General features: G+C 74.3%; 20 protein-coding genes. 11 read left to right on the top strand and 9 right to left on the bottom strand.

Features of this window, described 5'->3' with window-relative positions; all coding sequences use genetic code 11:
- The first annotated feature begins 118 nt into the window (after window positions 1–118).
- Genes KME80_RS38010 through KME80_RS38000 form a run of 3 tightly spaced genes read left to right on the top strand, consistent with a single transcriptional unit; the run spans window position 119 to window position 3,908 of the window.
- The gene (locus KME80_RS38010; protein ID WP_219513140.1) at window positions 119–2,776 is read left to right on the top strand and encodes an amidoligase family protein; all 2,658 of its coding nucleotides are present in this window, start codon (window positions 119–121) and stop codon (window positions 2,774–2,776) included.
- Complete coding sequence (locus tag KME80_RS38005) at window positions 2,773–3,285, top strand: hypothetical protein (protein ID WP_219513138.1); 513 nt, start codon at window positions 2,773–2,775, stop codon at window positions 3,283–3,285. Before KME80_RS38010 ends, KME80_RS38005 begins: the two co-directional genes overlap by 4 nt.
- A gap of 41 nt (window positions 3,286–3,326) precedes the next feature.
- Window positions 3,327–3,908 (top strand): TetR/AcrR family transcriptional regulator, encoded by a 582-nt coding sequence (locus tag KME80_RS38000; protein WP_219513136.1) that lies wholly within the window; start codon window positions 3,327–3,329, stop codon window positions 3,906–3,908.
- On the opposite strand, the gene KME80_RS37995 is transcribed toward KME80_RS38000, so the two are convergent.
- Entirely contained in the window at window positions 3,905–4,762 is an 858-nt protein-coding gene (locus tag KME80_RS37995; protein ID WP_219513134.1) for a cupin domain-containing protein, read from the bottom strand. The genes KME80_RS38000 and KME80_RS37995 overlap by 4 nt on opposite strands.
- Before the next feature lie 99 nt (window positions 4,763–4,861).
- Here KME80_RS37995 and KME80_RS37990 point away from each other — a divergent pair, with 99 nt between their 5' ends.
- Window positions 4,862–5,215 carry a VOC family protein gene (locus KME80_RS37990; RefSeq protein WP_219513124.1) on the top strand — a complete coding sequence of 118 codons (354 nt, stop codon included), beginning with the start codon at window positions 4,862–4,864 and terminating at the stop codon, window positions 5,213–5,215.
- Between the two features lie 30 nt (window positions 5,216–5,245).
- Here the strand turns inward: KME80_RS37990 and KME80_RS37985 are convergent, their stop codons facing one another.
- On the bottom strand, window positions 5,246–5,845 hold the full coding sequence (locus KME80_RS37985; RefSeq protein ID WP_219513122.1) for a TetR/AcrR family transcriptional regulator: 600 nt from the start codon (window positions 5,843–5,845) through the stop codon (window positions 5,246–5,248).
- Between the two features lie 89 nt (window positions 5,846–5,934).
- Here KME80_RS37985 and KME80_RS37980 point away from each other — a divergent pair, with 89 nt between their 5' ends.
- A complete protein-coding gene (locus KME80_RS37980) occupies window positions 5,935–7,425 on the top strand; it encodes a carboxylesterase/lipase family protein (protein WP_219513113.1) in 1,491 nt (496 codons plus the stop codon).
- Between the two features lie 18 nt (window positions 7,426–7,443).
- Here the strand turns inward: KME80_RS37980 and KME80_RS37975 are convergent, their stop codons facing one another.
- Window positions 7,444–8,601, bottom strand: a complete 1,158-nt coding sequence (locus KME80_RS37975; RefSeq protein ID WP_219513108.1) for an MFS transporter — start codon at window positions 8,599–8,601, stop codon at window positions 7,444–7,446.
- A gap of 84 nt (window positions 8,602–8,685) precedes the next feature.
- Here KME80_RS37975 and KME80_RS37970 point away from each other — a divergent pair, with 84 nt between their 5' ends.
- Entirely contained in the window at window positions 8,686–9,120 is a 435-nt protein-coding gene (locus tag KME80_RS37970; protein WP_219513096.1) for a winged helix-turn-helix transcriptional regulator, read from the top strand.
- A 3-nt stretch (window positions 9,121–9,123) separates the two neighbouring features.
- On the opposite strand, the gene KME80_RS37965 is transcribed toward KME80_RS37970, so the two are convergent.
- Complete coding sequence (locus tag KME80_RS37965) at window positions 9,124–9,378, bottom strand: hypothetical protein (RefSeq protein ID WP_219513088.1); 255 nt, start codon at window positions 9,376–9,378, stop codon at window positions 9,124–9,126.
- 46 nt (window positions 9,379–9,424) lie between these two features.
- Window positions 9,425–10,288 carry an alpha/beta fold hydrolase gene (locus KME80_RS37960; protein ID WP_219513086.1) on the bottom strand — a complete coding sequence of 288 codons (864 nt, stop codon included), beginning with the start codon at window positions 10,286–10,288 and terminating at the stop codon, window positions 9,425–9,427.
- A 72-nt stretch (window positions 10,289–10,360) separates the two neighbouring features.
- On the opposite strand from KME80_RS37960, the gene KME80_RS37955 reads away from it, so the two are divergent.
- Window positions 10,361–11,197 carry a helix-turn-helix domain-containing protein gene (locus KME80_RS37955; RefSeq protein WP_308126094.1) on the top strand — a complete coding sequence of 279 codons (837 nt, stop codon included), beginning with the start codon at window positions 10,361–10,363 and terminating at the stop codon, window positions 11,195–11,197.
- On the top strand, window positions 11,194–11,589 hold the full coding sequence (locus KME80_RS37950; protein WP_219513079.1) for a VOC family protein: 396 nt from the start codon (window positions 11,194–11,196) through the stop codon (window positions 11,587–11,589). Before KME80_RS37955 ends, KME80_RS37950 begins: the two co-directional genes overlap by 4 nt.
- Before the next feature lie 40 nt (window positions 11,590–11,629).
- Here KME80_RS37950 and KME80_RS37945 read toward each other — a convergent pair whose 3' ends face one another.
- Complete coding sequence (locus KME80_RS37945) at window positions 11,630–12,139, bottom strand: CcdC protein domain-containing protein (RefSeq protein WP_219513071.1); 510 nt, start codon at window positions 12,137–12,139, stop codon at window positions 11,630–11,632.
- Between the two features lie 66 nt (window positions 12,140–12,205).
- On the opposite strand from KME80_RS37945, the gene KME80_RS52970 reads away from it, so the two are divergent.
- On the top strand, window positions 12,206–12,835 hold the full coding sequence (locus tag KME80_RS52970; protein WP_219513070.1) for a TetR/AcrR family transcriptional regulator: 630 nt from the start codon (window positions 12,206–12,208) through the stop codon (window positions 12,833–12,835).
- Between the two features lie 16 nt (window positions 12,836–12,851).
- On the opposite strand, the gene KME80_RS37935 is transcribed toward KME80_RS52970, so the two are convergent.
- From KME80_RS37935 to KME80_RS37925, 3 genes are all read right to left on the bottom strand, one after another.
- Window positions 12,852–13,385, bottom strand: coding sequence for a signal peptidase II (locus KME80_RS37935; RefSeq protein ID WP_219513055.1), 534 nt, complete (start codon window positions 13,383–13,385; stop codon window positions 12,852–12,854).
- An 84-nt stretch (window positions 13,386–13,469) separates the two neighbouring features.
- Entirely contained in the window at window positions 13,470–14,276 is an 807-nt protein-coding gene (locus tag KME80_RS37930; RefSeq protein WP_219513053.1) for an alpha/beta fold hydrolase, read from the bottom strand.
- Window positions 14,273–15,442: an MFS transporter gene (locus tag KME80_RS37925; protein ID WP_219513051.1), complete on the bottom strand. Its 1,170-nt coding sequence runs from the start codon at window positions 15,440–15,442 to the stop codon at window positions 14,273–14,275. Before KME80_RS37925 ends, KME80_RS37930 begins: the two co-directional genes overlap by 4 nt.
- A gap of 92 nt (window positions 15,443–15,534) precedes the next feature.
- Here KME80_RS37925 and KME80_RS37920 point away from each other — a divergent pair, with 92 nt between their 5' ends.
- Together KME80_RS37920 and KME80_RS37915 are read left to right on the top strand one after the other, a co-directional pair.
- Window positions 15,535–16,491, top strand: a complete 957-nt coding sequence (locus KME80_RS37920) for a LysR family transcriptional regulator (RefSeq protein WP_219513048.1) — start codon at window positions 15,535–15,537, stop codon at window positions 16,489–16,491.
- A gap of 263 nt (window positions 16,492–16,754) precedes the next feature.
- Window positions 16,755–17,327, top strand: a complete 573-nt coding sequence (locus KME80_RS37915) for a hypothetical protein (protein WP_219513039.1) — start codon at window positions 16,755–16,757, stop codon at window positions 17,325–17,327.
- Window positions 17,328–17,413: the final 86 nt, after the last annotated feature.

Genomic DNA, 17,413 nt, shown 5'->3' with positions numbered 1-17,413 from the left:
GGCACCCCCCCCCACACCCCGCGACCAACCGGAAGCGGCAGCCCCCGGCCCGGAAGCAGGGGCCCTGGCGACCACCCGCGACCGGCCCGAGGGGGCGGCGTCTCAGCGGGAGAGGCCGGTGGCGTCGATGCTCGCGGCCGATCATGCCCCCACGCCGGCGACCCCCGTGCGCGAAGGCGCGCCACCGGCGGCGGGCGGGACCGCCGTGCAGGATCGGGCGTATCCGGCGGGGCCGCAGCACGGGCCCGACGTTCACTCGCCGATCGCGGACCCCCGCCCCCGGAACTTCGCAGAGGCCGCGGCGATCGTCCACCGCTGGACCCCCGGCCCGCAGAACCGGATCGAACGGCTGCTCAGCGGCCCGTCCGACGAGGTCCTCCTGGCCGAAGGCCGGCAACTGGCCGAGCGGCTGTCCACCACCCGGCGCGACGACGCGACCGCCCGCGCCCTGGCCCACATGAGCCGCAGCCTCGGCGGGCCGGACCCGGCGCGCGCCGTCCAGGATCTCGCCCGCGACGTCGGCCTGGATCGCGAGATCGACGCCCTGGTCGACGTGTTCGGCGACGCCCAGCGGTACGAGATGGCCCCGGAAGCCGCGACCGACCGCGCGTCGCTGACCGCCGTGCTCGACCGGATGATGGGGGCGGACTCGTACCGCTGGACGGGGTTCAGGAACCAGCTCCGGTTCTCCTTCCACGACGCGGACGCCGACCAGGCGCGCACGATCGGGATCATGATCGACGTGATGGGGGAGCCCGTCACCTCCAGCCGGGTCAGGAGCTACACCAAGCCCGTGCTCGACCGGTACGGCATCCGCGACATCAGGGAGCTGCTGCCGGTCTTCCGCGCGGCTCACCAGAACGGCCACTTCCCGCGCGGGGCGATGGGCGAGGCGGACTTCCTGGCGGCCATGGACGCGTTCCGGCGCGAGGACCCGGCCCTGTGGGACGGCGTGCTGCTGGCCGAGCGGCACGCCCTGACCGGCCTGAGCGAGCCGGAGGCGCGCCTGCTCGCGCTCCTGGACGACCTCGCCGCCCGCCAGGAGGGCGACGCGCCGCCGCTGGAGCGGCTGGCCGCTGAGGTGGGGCAGAGGGACTCGGTCGAGCAGCTGCTCCAGCTGGCCGCCGACGCGCACCGGCACGGCGCCGACCTGACGCGGGTGTCCGGCCCGCGCGAGCTGGCCGACCTGCTCACCGCCCACCGGACGCGGGACTCGTACCTGTGGGACGGGCTGCGCGTCGCGGCCGAGCACGGCGTCACGCGGCCGGCGGACGACGCGGCGCGGGCGCTGTCCCGGCTGGCCGAGATCACCGGGTCGGAGGCGCCGTCGCGGCTGCCGGTGTTCGAGCCGCTGCGCCGCCTGGCCATGGACGCGGGCCTCGGCTACTCCGTCGAACGGCTGGCGGACCGGGCCGCCGAGGTGCAGCAGCGGGGCTTCGACCTGTTCGCGCCGGTCGACCGGCAGCAGGTGCTCGACGCCCTGATCGGGGACGCCGGAGCCGCCGCGCCCCGGCCGCCGGCCGTCCCGCCCGGCCTGCACGACCTGCCGCCCTCGGCGCACCGGGACGCGCTGCGGGCCGCGAGCCGCGAGCTCGACGCGGCCCAGCAGACGCGCCCCGAGCAGAATCCCGTCCTGCGCCGCGTCCGCTCCCTGCTGGCCGGCCCCGATCCGCTGGCCGCGATGGAACGGGAGCGCGTCGCCTCCTTGGAGTCCCGCGTCCGGGCCTGGCAACGCTGGCCGGATCGCCCGGAAGTGTCGTACACCAGGGACTTCGCGGCGTTCCGTGACGCCTACGACCGGGCCGTGGAACGGGCCGTGAGCGGCGAGCCGGTGATCCCGTACATGCTCGACGACGCCACGGCGTCGCTGGGCGCGCGGGAGGGCGGGCGCGGGTTCGGGCTGGAGCTGGAGTTCGAGCTGCCGGAAGGCGTCTCGTCCCGGCGCCTGGAGGACATCGCCCGCGCCCTGCACCAGGCGGGGCTGACCGGCGACGCCGTGCAGCACGGCTACCACACGATGAAGAAGCGGGGCTACAGCGCGGGCGCGAACGGCGGGCTCGGCCTGTGGGCGCTGGAGCAGGACGGCACGGTGGCGGGCGAGCTGGTCTCGCCCATCCTGTACGACGAGCCGGCGACCTGGGCGAACCTGCGCACCGCCGTCGAGATCATCCGGGCGCACGGCGGCACGGCCGGGCCCCGGACCGGCGGGCACGTCCACGTGAGCACGCACGACTTCGACCACATCGTGGAGAACTACGTCAGCACGCTGGTCCACGTCGGTCACCACACCGACACGCTGTTCAGGCTCGCGCACAACCCGGAGGCGGACAGCCACCGGGGCCTGAAGCACTGCCGCCCCAACGCGGTGCCCACGGAGGGCTACGCGGAGATCGGGCCGGTGCGGCACCGCAACAGCGGCCATGATTCCGCGGTGAACATGCAGGCCATGACGGGCTCCGCGGCGGACCACATCGAGCTGCGGCTGTGGGACGGCTCGCTCGACGCCGCCGTGATCCAGGCACAGGTGAAGGTGTCGCTCGGCCTGGTCGAGGCAGCGTTCCGCAACGCGACGCTGGACCACCTGCCGAACCGGGGCGAGCCCGACCCGCTGGGCGCCCACGCCGGGCACTTCCGGGACCCGGCGCAGGACCGCACCGAGGCGGGGAGCCTGTCCTTCCGCAGCCTGATGGACGAGATCTTCTGGCGGGCCGCCGACAAGGAGCAGCTCACCGCCCTGTACGCCGCCACCCGCTGGGCCACGGAAGGCACCCCATGAGCGTGATCATCGCCAACCCGTCGTCGGCGGAGCCGCCCCCGGCCGCACCAGTCGGACCGGACGGCCTGCCGTACCGCTTCGAGATGATCCACGCGGGCGGCAGGCTCCGCGGCTACGCGAGCGAGCCCGCCGAGCTGGTCGCGATGCTCGTCCCCGGCTACGCCGAGCGGCCCGGAGAGGACGGGCGCGCGGCCGCCCGCGTCCGTCTCGCCCTCGACCTCCAGGTCAGGCTGCAGGCGGAGCTCGCGGCCGGGCGGCTCGGCGCGTGCACGGACGAGGAGCGGGCCGTGCTCCTCGGCCCCCGGCACGAGCCCCCGGCGCCCGCCCGGTGGACGGCGCCGGTCCCGCTGGTCCTGGTCTCCGCCTTCTACGAGCCCGCCGGTCCTCTCCCTCGGCCGTCCGGCCCGGCCGGCCTTCAGGTGTGGCTCGATCCCGCCGACGACTGGACGCTCCTGACCAGCCTGCACACCGCCGGACTGATCACCGTGAACGCCCGCGCCGGAGCCTGACGCGGCCGGGGTGAGCGCCGGGGCGCTGGTAATCTGCGATCGTGCCAGCCAGCCGGAGCAAGTCGCGGACCGACGCCGAACGGAATCGAGCACGCGTGCTGGAGGTGGCCCGCGAGCTGTTCGCCGAGCTCGGCGACCAGGTGCAGATGGCGGAGGTGGCCAAGGCCGCCGACGTGGGCATCGGCACCGTCTACCGTCACTTCCCCACCCGGCAGGCGCTGGTCGAGGCGGCGGCGCAGCACCGGTTCGCGGAGATCCTGGACTTCGCCCGTGAGCGCTGCCTGGCCGCGCCCGACCCCGGTGTCGGGCTGGACCTGCTGCTGACGGGCATCGGCGAGGTGCTGGCCAAGGACCGCGGCCTGTCCGGCGCGATCGAGTCGGCCATGGGTTCGGCCGAGCCGTCGGGCGACAGCCGGACCGCGCTGGAGGGCCTGGCGGGCACGCTGCTCGACCGCGGGCGCGCGGCCGGCTCGGTCCGCGACGACGCCACGGTGACCGACGTCTACATGATCGTGTGCGGGCTGGCGGCGGTGATCCGCACGGGCAGCGGCGACTGGCGGCGGTTCGTCAGGCTCGCCCTCGACGCGCTGCGATCCGGCCGCCCCTCCTCGCCGACCGGCTAGCTCTCCTCGTAGACGACGTGGTGCTTGCGCGTGTGGCGGTTGAGCGCCGCCGGGTCGAACCGGCCCGCCCTGCTCACCTCGGACCTGTGCTCGATCAGGGCCTCCACCACGCTCTCCCAGCCTCCGGGTGACGAGATCTGGACGACCCGGGGCGGCGGCGTGGAGCCCGGCCGGATCGCGTGGGGCACGCCATGCGGAAGCAGGACGAACTGCCCCGCGCCCGCGGTGTGGACCGCGCCGTCGAACTCGATCTCCAGCTCGCCGTCCAGCACGTAGACGCACTCGTCGGCGACCAGGTGGGTGTGCCGGGGGACCGGCTGCGCGACCGTCACCTCCAGCAGCGAGAACAGCCCGCCGGTGTCGGCGGTGCGCGCCTTGACGGAGAACGCGGGCGGCACGGGGACGCGCCCCGGACGCGCCCCGCCCGGCTTCAGCACGAAGCAGCGGTCCAGGTCGCCCCAGTCGTCCCGCGGGTCCGCCCCGGTGGCCTCCTCCAGGTGACCCTCCCGGCCGCCCGGCGCCGACACCCGCAGCGCGTGCACAGGGGAGGCGTCGCCGCCGAGGTCACGCATGGCGCGGGTGACGCCGCGCGGCAGCAGGACGCACATCCCCGCGGTCAGGCGACGGGATTCGCCGCCGACGTCGACGCCGAGCTCGCCCGCGATGACGTACACGAACTCGTCGTAGTCGTCGTGCGCGTGCGGGGGGACGTCGCCGCCGCCGCGGAGCTCCAGGAGGGAGAAGCGGCCCTGGGTGTCCTCGGCGCTCGCCTTGACGCTCGCCCGCGGCGGCAGAGGCACGCGGGCGGGCCGGGAGTCCCCGGCGTCCAGCACGAAGAAACGGTCCTTACTCATGGCGGCCCTTTCGATAAAGCGGATTCGGATTCCGATTCCGTTTTAGATCTAGCAGACCGCCCGAATCACTGTCAAAGCAGCCTGTCTATGCTCAGGCCCATGGCACTGGAATGGGAACAAATCATCGTCGACTCCGCCGACCCCGTCGCGCTCGGGCGCTGGTGGGCCCAGGCTCTCGGCTGGATCGTGGTCGACGAAACCGAGGAGATCATCGAGATCCGGCCCGAACCGGACCGGATGCCGGGGCTGCTCTTCGTGCCTGTCCCCGAGGGCAAGACGTCGAAGAACCGGCTCCACCCCGACTTCCGCCCAGACGACCAGGAGGCCGAGGTCGCCCGGCTGCTCTCCCTCGGCGCCCGGCGCGCCGACACCGTGCAGGACGAGCAGCACTGGGTGACCCTCCTCGACCCGGAGGGCAACGAGTTCTGCGTCCTGGGCGAGCGGAAGCACTGAGCGGAGCCCGTCCCCACGTCCGGGGGCAGGTCACGTACTGCTGAACAGTCGGTCGAGATGCACGTCGATCGCGGCGAGCGCGTCCTGGGGCTCGATCACGTCGAGTTCGATCAGGGAGGTGAAGCCGGTGAGGGCGAGGAGCAGGTTGGTCTCGGTCGCCGGGTCGCGGCCGGAGTCGATGTGCCCGTCGGCGATCGCCTGGCGGACCAGCCGCTCGACGAGGGCCCGCCCCTGGACGAGGCCGCGGCGCGCCTGCTCGTGCACGGCCTCGTCGTGCAGCGCCTCCAGGACGTAGGCGGCGCTCATCCGGCTGGTCGCGCGGGCGTCGGCATGCAGGGGGAGCATTTCGGCGAGCGTCAGCCGCAGCACATCACGGGGGTGCGGACGGTCACCGAGCTTCTCCAGCCCCTGATGTACGCGTGCCGACGTCTGCTCGGACGCGAGGTCCATGGCGAAGGAGAGCATGGCGGTCCGGGAGGCGAAGTAGTGCTGCAGCTGCCCGAGTGATATGCCCGCCTCCTGCGCCACCACGCGCATCGTCAGCTGCGTGACGCCGCGCTGCTCCACCACCCGCCACAGCGCGCGGGCGATCGCTTCGCGGCGTCCGCGGTGGTCCACCTGTTTCGGCATCGCCGGCCCTTCCTCGGGGCTGTTCCAATACAGTTGACATAATACACTTGACCCATAATCCTGGGGTCCCCTCCAGGAAAGGAATCGCCATGTCAGGAGAGCCGACGGTACGGACCACGGAAGGCGTGGTACAGGGGCGCAGGCGGCAGGGGCACGCGGTGTTCCGCGGCATCCCCTACGCCCGGCCCCCGGTCGGGCCGCTCCGCTTCGCCGCGCCCGCGCCGCCGCACCGCTGGGAGGGGACGAGGCAGGCGGTCGAGTTCGGCCCCGTGGTGCCGCTGTCCCTGCCGATCGACGTGCCCCCGCAGGGCGACGACTGGCTGACGCTCAACATCGGCACCCCGGTTCCCGGCGCGGCGGGACTGCCGGTGCTGGTGTGGATCCCCGTCGGCGGCTACCTCTCGGCGGCGTCGAGCGACCCGATGTTCGACCCGGCGGCGCTGGCCGAGGCGGGAGTCGTCGTGGTGACCATCAACTGCCGCGTGGGCGCGGAGGGATTCGCGTTCCTCGACGACGCACCGCCCAACCGCGGGTTCCTCGACCAGATCGCGGCGCTGGAGTGGGTGCAGCGCAACATCGCCGCCTTCGGGGGCGACCCCGGCCGGGTCACCGTGGGCGGGGTGTCCGCCGGGGCGGGCTCGGTCGCCGCCCTCCTGACGATGAAGCCCGCGCGCGGCCTGTTCCGGCGGGCCATCGCCCACTCGGTGCCGGGGCTGCACAGCACCCCCGCGCTGGCACGGCAGGTCACCGCCGCGTTCGCGGACCGGCTTGGCGCGGCGGCCCCCACCGCCGAGGCCCTGCGCGACATCGCCCCCTGGCGCCTGGCCGCCGAGCTCACCTCCTTCAACGCCGGCCTCCACGCGCACCGCGAGAGCTGGGGACGCCTCACGGAGACCGGCACCGCGCTGTGCCCCGTCGTCGACGGCGAGGTCCTCCCGGAAACGCCCTGGCCCGCGCTGACCGGCGCACGCGCCGACGGGACCGAACTGGTCGTCGGCCACACCCGGGACGAGTTCCGGTACTTCAGCGTCATGAGCGGCCGGTACGGCGCCTTCACCGAGGAGGACGCCCACGCGGCCCTGGAACTGCTCGCCCCGCAGCCGGACGGCGCGCGGGCCTACCGTGCCGCGTTCCCGCAGGCGGGCCCGGAGGAGCTGGTGGAGACGGTGTACTCCGACGCCCTCTTCCGCATGCCGTCACAGAAGCTGGCCGAAGCGAACGTCGCAGCCGGCGGCACCTCGTACCTGTTCGAACTGTGCTGGACCGCGCCGGTCCGCGGCGGCATCCTGGGCGCCTGCCACAGCCTGGACATGCCGCTGGCGTTCGGCACGCTGGACAGCCCCGTCGGCGCCCAGCTCATCGGCGAGCAGCCCACTCCCGAGGCCGCCGCGCTCTCCCGCGAGCTCCAGGAGGCATGGGTCCGCTTCGTCACCACCGGCGACGCGGGCTGGCCCGCCCACCGGCCCGGCGAGCGCCTCACCCGCGTCCTGGACACCGAGTCGGAGACGCTGCCCTACCCCGAAGAGGCGTCCCGCCAGATCTGGGAAGGCCACGCCCCCGCCCCCTTCGATCTCCCGTAACCGGACGGCTGTGCCCGGTCATCGGGGCCGGGCGCGGCTGCCGGTGGCCCAGACGGCCAGCGCGCAGGCTGCGAACCCGGCGCCGAGCAGGCTGGAGCCCGCCCAGCCGTGGGTGGTGAAGACGGCGGTGGTCGTGGCCGCGCCGAGGGCGGAGCCGAGCGAGTAGAAGACCATGTAGCCGCCGACGACGCCGCTCGTGCGATCCGGGTGCGCGAGCGTGAGGAGGTGCTGGTTGCTCACGTGCACGGCCTGGACGGCGAGGTCCAGGGCGACGATCCCGGCGGCGAGCAGCCACAGCGACCGGGGGAGTTGCGCGATAGCCGCCCAGGAGACGATGAGCAGGGCGAGCGCGAGGCCGGTGACGGGGACCGCCCTTCCCGTGTCGGCCCATCGTCCCGCGCGTGCCGCGCCGAGCGCGCCGGCCAGCCCGGCGACGCCGAACAGGCCGATCTGGCTCTCGCTCAGCCGCCACGGCGCGTCCGCCAGCGGCAGCGACAGCCCGCTCCACAGCGCGCCGAACGACGCGAACAGGAAGAACGCCACCAACCCGTATGTCAGGAAGGTCCGTTGCGTGAACAGCCTGCCGAGCGAGGCGACGGCCTGCCCGTACGTGACGGGCCGGGCGGGCCGCTTCTCCGCCGGCAGCGCGAGGAGGACGAGGGCCGCGAGCCCGAGCGACAGCACGGCGAGCACGGCGTAGACGCTCCGCCAGCCCCACGCGTCGGCGAGCAGGCCGGTGACGACCCGCGAGCCCAGAATGCCGATCACGACGCCGGAGGTGACGACCCCGATGGTGCGGCCGCGTTCGGCGGGCGGCGCGACCGACGCGGCGTAGGCCACGGTGGTCTGCACGACGACCGCGAACACCCCGGCCACCGCCAGCCCCGCGAGCGCCGCCCAGGCGGCCGGGGCCGAGGCCGTCAGGGTCGCGCCCGCCGAGGTGAGCGCCAGGTGCGCGGCGATGAGCCGGCGCCTGTCGGCCACGTCGCCGAGCGGCACCAGCAACACCAGCCCCGCCAGGTAGCCGAGCTGGCCGATCGCCACGATCCACCCGGTGAGCCCGGCCGGCACGCCGAGATCACGCCCCATCGGCTCCAGCACCGGCTGCGCGGCGTAGACGCTCGCCACCGCCACGCCGCACACCACCGCCAGCAGCGCACGCCGCCACGCATCCATCACATCGACCCAATCAGTAGTAGATTGCTACTGTTTGGACCGTACGGCATGATGGTTTCAATCCGCAACCGAACGGAGTCGCCGATGCAGGACCCCGGCTGGACCGACCCCGCCTGCCCCGTCGCCCGCACCCTCGACCTGGTCGGCGACCGGTGGAGCCTGCTCGTCGTCCGCGACGCGATGGACGGGGCGCGGTCGTTCACCGAGTTCCAGCGGCGCACCGGGATCGCGCGCAACATCCTCACCGACCGGCTCCGCAAGCTCGTCGCCCACGGGCTCCTCGCGCAGCGTGCCGCGCCGTCGGGCCGTCGTCAGGAGTACGTGCTCACCGACGCCGGGCGTGACCTCTTCCCGGTCATCGTCACCCTGCGGCAGTGGGGGGAGCGTCACGCGTTCGCGCCCGGCGAGGCCCACTCCACGCTGGTCGACCGGCACGGCGTCCGGGTGCCGGAGATCGTTCCGGCCGGGGCCGACGGCGCCCGCCTCGACGCCGAGAGCACGCTGGTACGGAAGGTCTGACCTCTACAGGCGCCTGGCGCGAAGCACTCCGGTCAGCATCGGAAGGGTGAACTCGCCGAGTGCGGTTTCCGGCCTGCCCGCCAGGTAGGCGCGGATCCGGCCGAGCGCCGCCTCACGTCCCTGTTCGGGCAGGACGAGCATGCCGGCGCGCGTGGCGAGCGTCGCGACGAGGGAGTCGGCGGTGCGGCTCTGCCCGTGCGGAAACAGCGCCTGTTCCGCCGAGCCGAACCGGGCCTCGCCGGTCCGGGGCAGGTGCATGCCCGTCGTCGCGGCCCGCCACTCCGGGGTGGCTGGCCGGGGCCGCCTACCGCGACAGGAAGGGGACGATCGCGGCCAGGAGCGCCTCGGGGTTGTCCTCCTGCACGCTGTGCCCCGCGTCCACCTCGCATCCCCGCACGTCGGCGGCCCACGCCTGCCAGGGGGCGGCCGGGTCGCCGTCGTACAGCTCCGGCAGGTCGTCGTGCCTGCCCCACACGACGAGCACCGGGCAGCCGATCTTCCTGCCGGCGGCCTTGTCGGCCGCGTCGTCGCGCCGGTCCACCGTGAGCCCCGCCCGGTAGTCCTCGCACATGGCGTGGACGGTCCGAGGGTCGCGGCGGGCGGCCCGGTAGTCCTGCCACGCCTCGTCGGCCACGTGGTCGGGCTGGTCGCCGTACCATCTGTCCGGGTCGCGGTTGATCACCTCGTCCGCGGGCTTGTCGGTCTGGCCGAGGAAGAACCAGTGCCACCAGAGCCGGGCGAAGGTCGCCCCGGCCCGGTCGAGCACCTCGCCGATCGGCGGGCCGCCGATGTTCACGAAGGCCCGTACCCGGCCGGGATGGTCCATGGTCAGCCGGAAGCCCGCGTAGGACCCGCGATCGTGTCCGACGACCGCGTACTCCTGATGCCCGAGCGTTCGCATGAGGGTGGCGACGTCGCCCGCCATCGCGCGCTTGGACATCTGCGCATGCTCCGGCTCGTCGGCCGGGACGGTCGAACGGCCGTACCCGCGCAGGTCGGGACAGACGACGGTGAACCGCTCGGCGAGCACGGGGGCGACCTTGTGCCAGGTGGCGTGGGTGCGCGGATGCCCGTGCAGGAGCACGAGCGCGGGGCCCGACCCGCCGTGGCGCACGCGCAGCGTCACCGGTCCGACGTCGACGTGGTCGAGAGTGAAGCCGTTGAACATCCACCGTGGGTTCCCCGGCGCGATCACGCCAAACGGGCGGCCCGGCCGCCCTAGGGTGGAGGGGTGACCGTCGTGCCTGCTCAGCAGAGGTCCGCCGCTCTGGCGCCGTTCGTGGCGACGCTGAGCCCGTACGAGCTCGGCCCCGGGCCGGCCGGCCTCCATCGCGGGCTGCCCTCGTCCACGGTGTCGATCACGATCCCGGAGGCGGACGCGCTGGAGATCGCGTGGCTCGGGCGGCCCGCCTCGCGCGAACGGTTCCGGGCCGTGGTCGCCGGGCTGCACCTGGACCCGGCCGAGCTGCGGCAGGAGGGCGGGACGCGCGGCGTGTGGCTGACGCTGAGCCCGCCGGGCGCCGCCGCGCTGCTGGGGGTGCCGGCGTCGGCGCTGGCCGGGCAGGTCGCCGATCTCGCCGACGTGGCCCCGGCGATGGCGCACCTGCCCGAGCGGCTGGCGGCCTGCCGGTCCTGGCCGCACCGCCGGGCGCTGGTCGAAGCCGCGCTGATCGCCGGGCTGGCCCGGCACCGGGCGAGCACCGGCGGCCCCGGACTGCGGGCCACGCTGGCGGCGCTGTCCGGGACCGGCCGGGTGCAGGAGGCGGCCCGGCTGCTCGGGTGCTCCCGGCGTCATCTGAGCGCCACGGTCCGGGCCGGGCTGGGCGTGACGCCGAAGGAGTATCAGCGGCTCCTCCGGTTCGAGGCCGCCCGGGGCAGGCTCGTGGCCGCCGCCCGCGCCGGGACGGTCAGCCTGGCGGCGGTGGCCGCGGCGTCGGGGTTCGCCGACCAGGCGCACTTCACCCGGGAATGGCGGGCCATGGCCGGGTGCGCGCCGGCCGAGTGGCTGCGTGCCGAAGGTCTGGTTCCCAAATCTTCAATACCCCTGCCTCCGCCCGGCCCGACGATGGGCGCATGACTTCCGACCTTCGTCTCCGTCCCCGTCTCGTCGTGCCCGACCCGGACCGCGCGTCGGCGTTCTACCAGGCCGCCCTCGGCGCTGAGCAGGTGTTCAGCGCTCCCCGGGAGGACGACGGCCGGCCCAGCGTGATCGACCACCGCCTCGGCGCGTCGTCCTTCCGCGTCTCGCCGTCCGTCCCCGCGTGGGGGTGGCTGTCACCCGATGACCTCGGCGGCTCCGCCGTTCTCCTGGAGATCGAGGTCGACGACCCGGACGCCGTCGGCGAGCGCATGACCGCCCACGGCGCCGAGGTGGTCGTGCCGATCGAGAACCGGCCGTACGGCAAGCGCTCGGGCCGGGTCCGTGACCCGTTCGGCCATCTGTGGATCCTCACCGGCGACCCGCGCTGAGCCGCCCGTACGCCTGCCCGGCCCCACCGCGGTCCGCCGGTCAGGGGCGGCGGCGGGTGAGCCGGTCGAGGGGGGAGTCGTCCTTGGCGGGGGCGAACGAGGCGCCGGTGGTGCGGGCGCGCAGGGCCAGGACCAGGCCCTCGCCTAGCAGGCTGACGCCGATGGACAGGGTCATCGGGCGCATCTGGCCGGGTGTGCCCGCCGCCGTGGCCAGGACGCCGAGGCCGGCGTTGACCGCGACCGAGGCGGCCCACACGAGCAGCGTCCAGGCGGTGTAGCGCTGCCAGAGGTGGCCGTCGCGGACGAACAGGCGCGGGGTGAGCCCGCGCAGCGCGCCCAGCAGCAGGCCCGTGACGGCTCCGGCCACCACCCACGCCAGGTCGGCCCCCTCCGGCCGCACGTTGTCGACCAGGGTGTACGTGCCGATGCCGACGAGCGCGACGGGCGGGACGAACAGGTCGCGGGCGTTGAGCGGCTCCCCCCGGAACCGCCGGATCACCACGGCGACGACCAGGACGACGACGACCACCGCGAGCAGGGTTCCGCTCATGACACCTCCGTTGATAGCACGACCATGCTAAATCAGAACATAGCATGGCCGTGCTATAAAGAGGGGGTGCCGAAAATCGTCGACCCGGAGGAGCGGCGGCAGGCCGTCGCCGAGGCCGTGTTCCGCGTGATCTGCCGCGACGGCCTTGAGCAGGCGTCGCTGCGCAACGTCGCCGCCGAGGCCGGGCTGGCCATCGGCTCGGTGCGGCACTACTTCGCCGGGCACACCGAGCTGATGGTGTTCGCGATGCGGGAGATGGCCGCGCGGCTGCTGGCCCGGCTGACCGCGCACGCGGAGCTGCTGCTGGACCCGGCCGCGCCGATGAGCGAGGGCGAGCGGCGCGAGATCGTCGTCAGCATGCTGGCGGAGATGCTGCCGCTGGACGACGAGCGCCGCACGGAGGCCGTCGTCTGGCTGTCGTTCGCCGCCGCCGCCCGCTCACGGCCCGAGCTGCGCGCCCACGCCGACGAGCTGTACGACGGGCTGCTCGCGCTCACCACCAAGGTCCTGGAAGGCGGGCGCCGGTCGGGCCGGCTGCGGCCCGGCGCGGACGTCGCGGTGGAGGCCCGCCGCCTGTGCGCGCTGCTCGACGGGCTGTCGCTGGAGGGCGCGTTCTATCCTGACCGGCTCGACCCCGGCACCATGCTCGCCGTGCTCCGCGCCCACCTGGCCGCGCTGACCTCCGAAGGCGCCTGAGGGACGGCCGGGGAGGTCAGGTGGAGGGCCGCTCCCCGGCCTCCGCGCCGAGGGGGATGCCGCGCACGGTGAGCAGCACGAGCAGGGCGCAGCTCACGGTGAGGGCGATGTCCGCCACGTTGCCGACGAACAGCCCGCCGTAGTCGATGAAGTCGACGACGTGCCCCTGCGCGAACGCGGGCGGGCGGAACAGCCGGTCGAGCAGGTGGGAGGCGGCGCCGCCCAGCAGCGCGCCGAGCACGACGGTCCAAGCGGACGAGCGCAGCCGCCGCCCGGTGTAGAGGATGCCGCCGACGGCCGCCGCGGCCGTCAGCGTGAACACCCACGTCACGCCCTCACCGATGGAGAACGCGGCGCCGGGGTTGAACAGCAGCCGCAGCCGGATCAGATCCGGGATCACCGTGACGGTCCGGCCGCCGGACAGCGCCGACAGCGCCCAGAACTTGGAGAGCTGGTCCACCACGAGCACGACCGCGCCCAGCGCCAGCATCCACGTGTACCGTCCCGGCCTGCGGGCATCTTGTCCGATCGGCACCTTCGACCTCGCCATCCGATGAGCTTGTCCCGCCCAATCTAGCGGTTTCGCTTACGTATCGATCGAAAGCGCCGACCCATGCGTACGTGCCCGGAGCTGTCAGAGCCGGGCCAGGACGGCGCGCAGGACGGGGGCGAACGCCGTGGGGTCGTCGGCGAAGCCCGTGTGGTCGCCAGGGAACACGACGGCGTCGAGGCCGAGCGCGTTCCCCAGCGCGCGGGAGGCGCGGTCGCAGAGCTGCCCGGCCGACTCCGCGCCGACCCCGACGACCAGGCCGGGCGCGGAGCGGAGCAGGCCCAGGTCGGGCCGCCAGCGGGTGGTGCCGCGCAGCTCGTGGGCGAACCAGCGGCGCTCGTCGGCGACGTGCTGCGGATCGCGTTCGCCGCCGAACATCATCTCCAGCGCCCCCTCGGGCAGCGCGATGTCCGCCTGCGCCATGAACGCCGCCCACGCCCCGATGACGTCGCCGCCGAGGTAGGCGGCGACCATGTCGTCGGTCTGGGCGTGCAGCTTGTCGCGGTCGTCCAGGAGCTCGACGAGCGGCGGTTCGTGGGCGATGACGCCGCGCAGCTGCCCGGAGTGGGCCTGGGCGTGGGCGAGCGCGGTGACGGCGCCGCCGCTGGAGCCGAACACCACGGCGGGTCCGGCGTCCACGTGGGCGATCAGCCGGTGCAGGTCGTCGGCGCGCAGCTCGGGGGTGGAGTCCTGGGCGGGGTCGTCGAGCACGCTGCGCCTGATGCCGCGCGGGTCCGCGGTGAGCACGGTGTGGTCGGCGGCGAGCAGGCCGGCCAGCGGGGCGAAGGCGTCGGCGTCCATCGGCGCGCCGACGAGCGCCACGAGCGGGCCCCGGCCGCGTACCTCGAAGTGCAGGCGGGCGTCCGGGACGCGGAGCGTGGAAACGGTCATGATGTCCTCCTGGACAGGGTGTCGGACGCGGTCCTGGTGACCGCGTTCAGCAGGGGTGGTGCGACGGTGGCCACGAGCAGCGCGAGCGCCGCCGGGATCACCAGGGCGAGGGACAGCGTCGCGGTCGTCGCGACGTACCCGATGAGGGCGGGGCCGACGAGGCCGCCGCCGTAGCTGATGGTGGTGACGGCCGACAGCCGGCGGGCTGCTCCGTCGGCGGCGCCCAGCCGGCTGGCCACGATCGGCCAGACGACGGCCATGCCGGCGCCCGCGAGCGCCCAGCCGGCCATCGCGCACTCCACCCGCGCGCTCGCGGGCAGCGCGCCGGCGAGCAGGACGAGGCCGTAGCCGACGGTGGCGGTCGAGCCGGCCAGCCGGATCGTGCGGCCGGCGCCGAGCCGCGAGCGCAGGGCGTCGCCGGTGAAGCGCACGACCGTCATCGCGACGAAGAAGACCGTGTAGACGAGCGAGCCGGTGGCCGGGTCCGCGCCCAGGACGCGGGTGGCGTGCAGCCCGGCCCAGTCGGTGGCGGCGCCCTCGCTGACGAACGCCGCCGCGCCGATCACTCCCAGCAGGAGCAGCCGCCCCGGCGCCCGGGTGCCGGGCACGGGCGGGGCCGGGGGCGCGGGGGCGTCCGGGGCGCCCTTCACGGCGGTCAGGGCTGCGGTCAGGGCGAGCGCGCCCGCCGCCATCAGCACCCGCACGTCGACGCCCGCGCGCAGGGCCGCCGTGACTGCCGCGCCGCCCGCGACCGCGCCGAGCGTCCAGGCGCCGTGCACGCCCGCCATGATCGGCCGGTCGAGCGCCCGCTCGACGGCCGCCGCCTGGAGGCTGAGTGCCACGTTGAGCATCCCGGACAGCATCCCGAACACCACCGCCGAGGCCATCAGCGTCCCCGCGTCCGCCGCGAGCGCCGGCCCGGTCAGCGCGAGCGCCGCCGCCGGGGCGCAGACGCGCAGCAGGGCCCGCCCGGTCCAGCGGTCGGCCAGGCGGCCCGCCACCGGCATGGCCACGAGCGCGCCGACGGCCAGCGCCATCAGCAGCGCGCTGACCCGGCCCGGCCCGAGCTCCAGGCGCGCGTCGGTCGCCGGGAGCGTGGCGCCCCACAGCGCGTTCATGACGCCCGTCAGCCCGTAGCTGAGCGTGATCGTTCCTCGTCCGGCCATGCCTCGATCCTGGTGGTGGCGCCCCGCGCGGGTCCAACACCTGTTCGAAGGCGATTCACGCACCGGATGCGTCAATCGGCTAGGAAGGAAGCATGCCTGACGACGTGGAGATCCGCCTGCTGCGCCACTACGTGGCCGTGGCCGAGGAGTTGCACTTCAGCCGGGCGGCCCAGCGCCTGTTCGTGGCGCAGCAGGCGCTCAGCCGCGACGTGCGCAGGCTGGAGGACCGAGTGGGCCGCAAGCTGCTGGAACGCACCACCCGCCGGGTGACGCTCACGCCGGAGGGCCGCCTCCTGCTGGCGCGGGCCCGCGAGATCCTCGGGCTCTACGACGCGACCATGCTGGAGCTGCGCGGCGAGCCCCGCTCGCTCACCGTCGACGTCGTCGGCTCCGGCCTCACGCCCGCGCTGGTGCTGGCCGCCGCGCGTCGGCTCGCGCCCGAGGTGGAGTTCTTCGCCCGCTTCCACAACGGCACCGAGGCGGCGTCGCCGCTGCTGCTGGACGGGCGGCTGGACGTCACGTTCGGCCGCGGCCCGGGCGCGCTCGAGGGCCTGCGCCAGCGTCCCGTACGCCACGAGCCCATCGCGGTGCTGGTGCCCGAGCTGCACCCCCTGGCCAGGCTGTCGGCCGTGCCGCTGGAGTCGTTGCGCGGCACCAGCCCGTGCATCCGGGCCGGCGACCACGCGACGCCCGGGTGGGAGCACGCCGTCCTGCAGTTGCTGGCGCCGTTCGGGGTCGACCCGGCGATGGCGCACCCGCACGTGCGGGGCGGCGACGAGCTCGCCCAGCACATCCGCGACCGTGACGCGCCCATTCTCACCCTGACCACCCAGCCCGCGATCCCCGGCGCGGTGCTGCGCCCGCTGGTCGAGCCGGTCGCGGTGTTCCCGTGGATGATGATCTGGCGGGCCGACGGCGACCATCCCGGCCTGCGCGCCCTGCACCGGGCCGTGGACGACCTCGCCGCCGCCCACGACTGGCTCGCCGCACCTGACGACGCCTGGCTGCCCGAGCCCGAGGCGAGCCAGCCCACGCCGGCCACTGGCTGACCCTCACGCGATCGAGACCTCCCGCGCGCGCCGGCGGGAGGTAATCCGCGCGGCGGATCGGAGATCACCCGTCAGGCGGACGAATCGGCGGTGCCTCAGCGGCCAGCATGTGATCACCATCCCATGCGGCGCCTTCCAGGCGCCGTGCCCGCAGTACGGGACAAACGGGGCGTCACCGATCGCGCGGGATGGCGTGCGCTGAAAAGCTCACGCACTCGGTGCCCACCGGACGACATCGGAAACGAAACCGGAGGACGAAGAGCGTGTACAAGAAGGTGCTATCCGCTGTAGCGGCGACGGCCGCCCTGGCCGCCCTGCCTGCGGCCCCCGCGGCCGCGACCACCTCGCAGAGCGCGGAGGTGACGATCACGACCCAGCTCCAGCACACCTCCACGTTCAAGGAGTCGAGCGGCGTGGCGTTCACCTGCCCGCTCAACGAGGTGATCACGGGGCGCAAGCACAGCGGGGACGAGAACGGCTACACGACCTACTACTGCAGCCGGGTCCTCGTCAACGGGGAGCAGGCCGTGGTCTCGCCGGGGGCGTGGAGCGAACCGCAGAGGGAGAGCAGCTCGTTCTACGAGACGCCCGCCGACCAGGCGATCGCCGGCCGGTGGCACACGGGGGACGAGAACGGCAGCACGCGGTACCGGCCCGCCACCCTCCACTGGCAGGGGCGGCAGTTGCGTCTGGCGGCCCACGTGTGGACGGGGAACCTCAAGGAGAGCAGCCACTACTCGCACGGCACCCCGGGCGAGGTCATGGTCGGCCGCGCGCACTGGGGTGACGAGAACGGCAGCACGAGATACCGGTACGCCACGGTCATCCTCGGCTGAGGTGTAGATCGCGTTCAGGGGCTCGCCGTTACCGGCGGGCCCCGTTTTTCATTTGACCGGCGACCCAATTCAATATAGTAATGACT

Origin of the sequence: Nonomuraea ceibae (genome assembly GCF_019396325.1) — a bacterium.
GTDB classification, from domain to species: domain Bacteria; phylum Actinomycetota; class Actinomycetes; order Streptosporangiales; family Streptosporangiaceae; genus Nonomuraea; species Nonomuraea ceibae.
The sequence above is the reverse complement of the archived record's forward strand: the minus strand, read 5'-3'. Positions and strand labels throughout refer to the sequence as shown.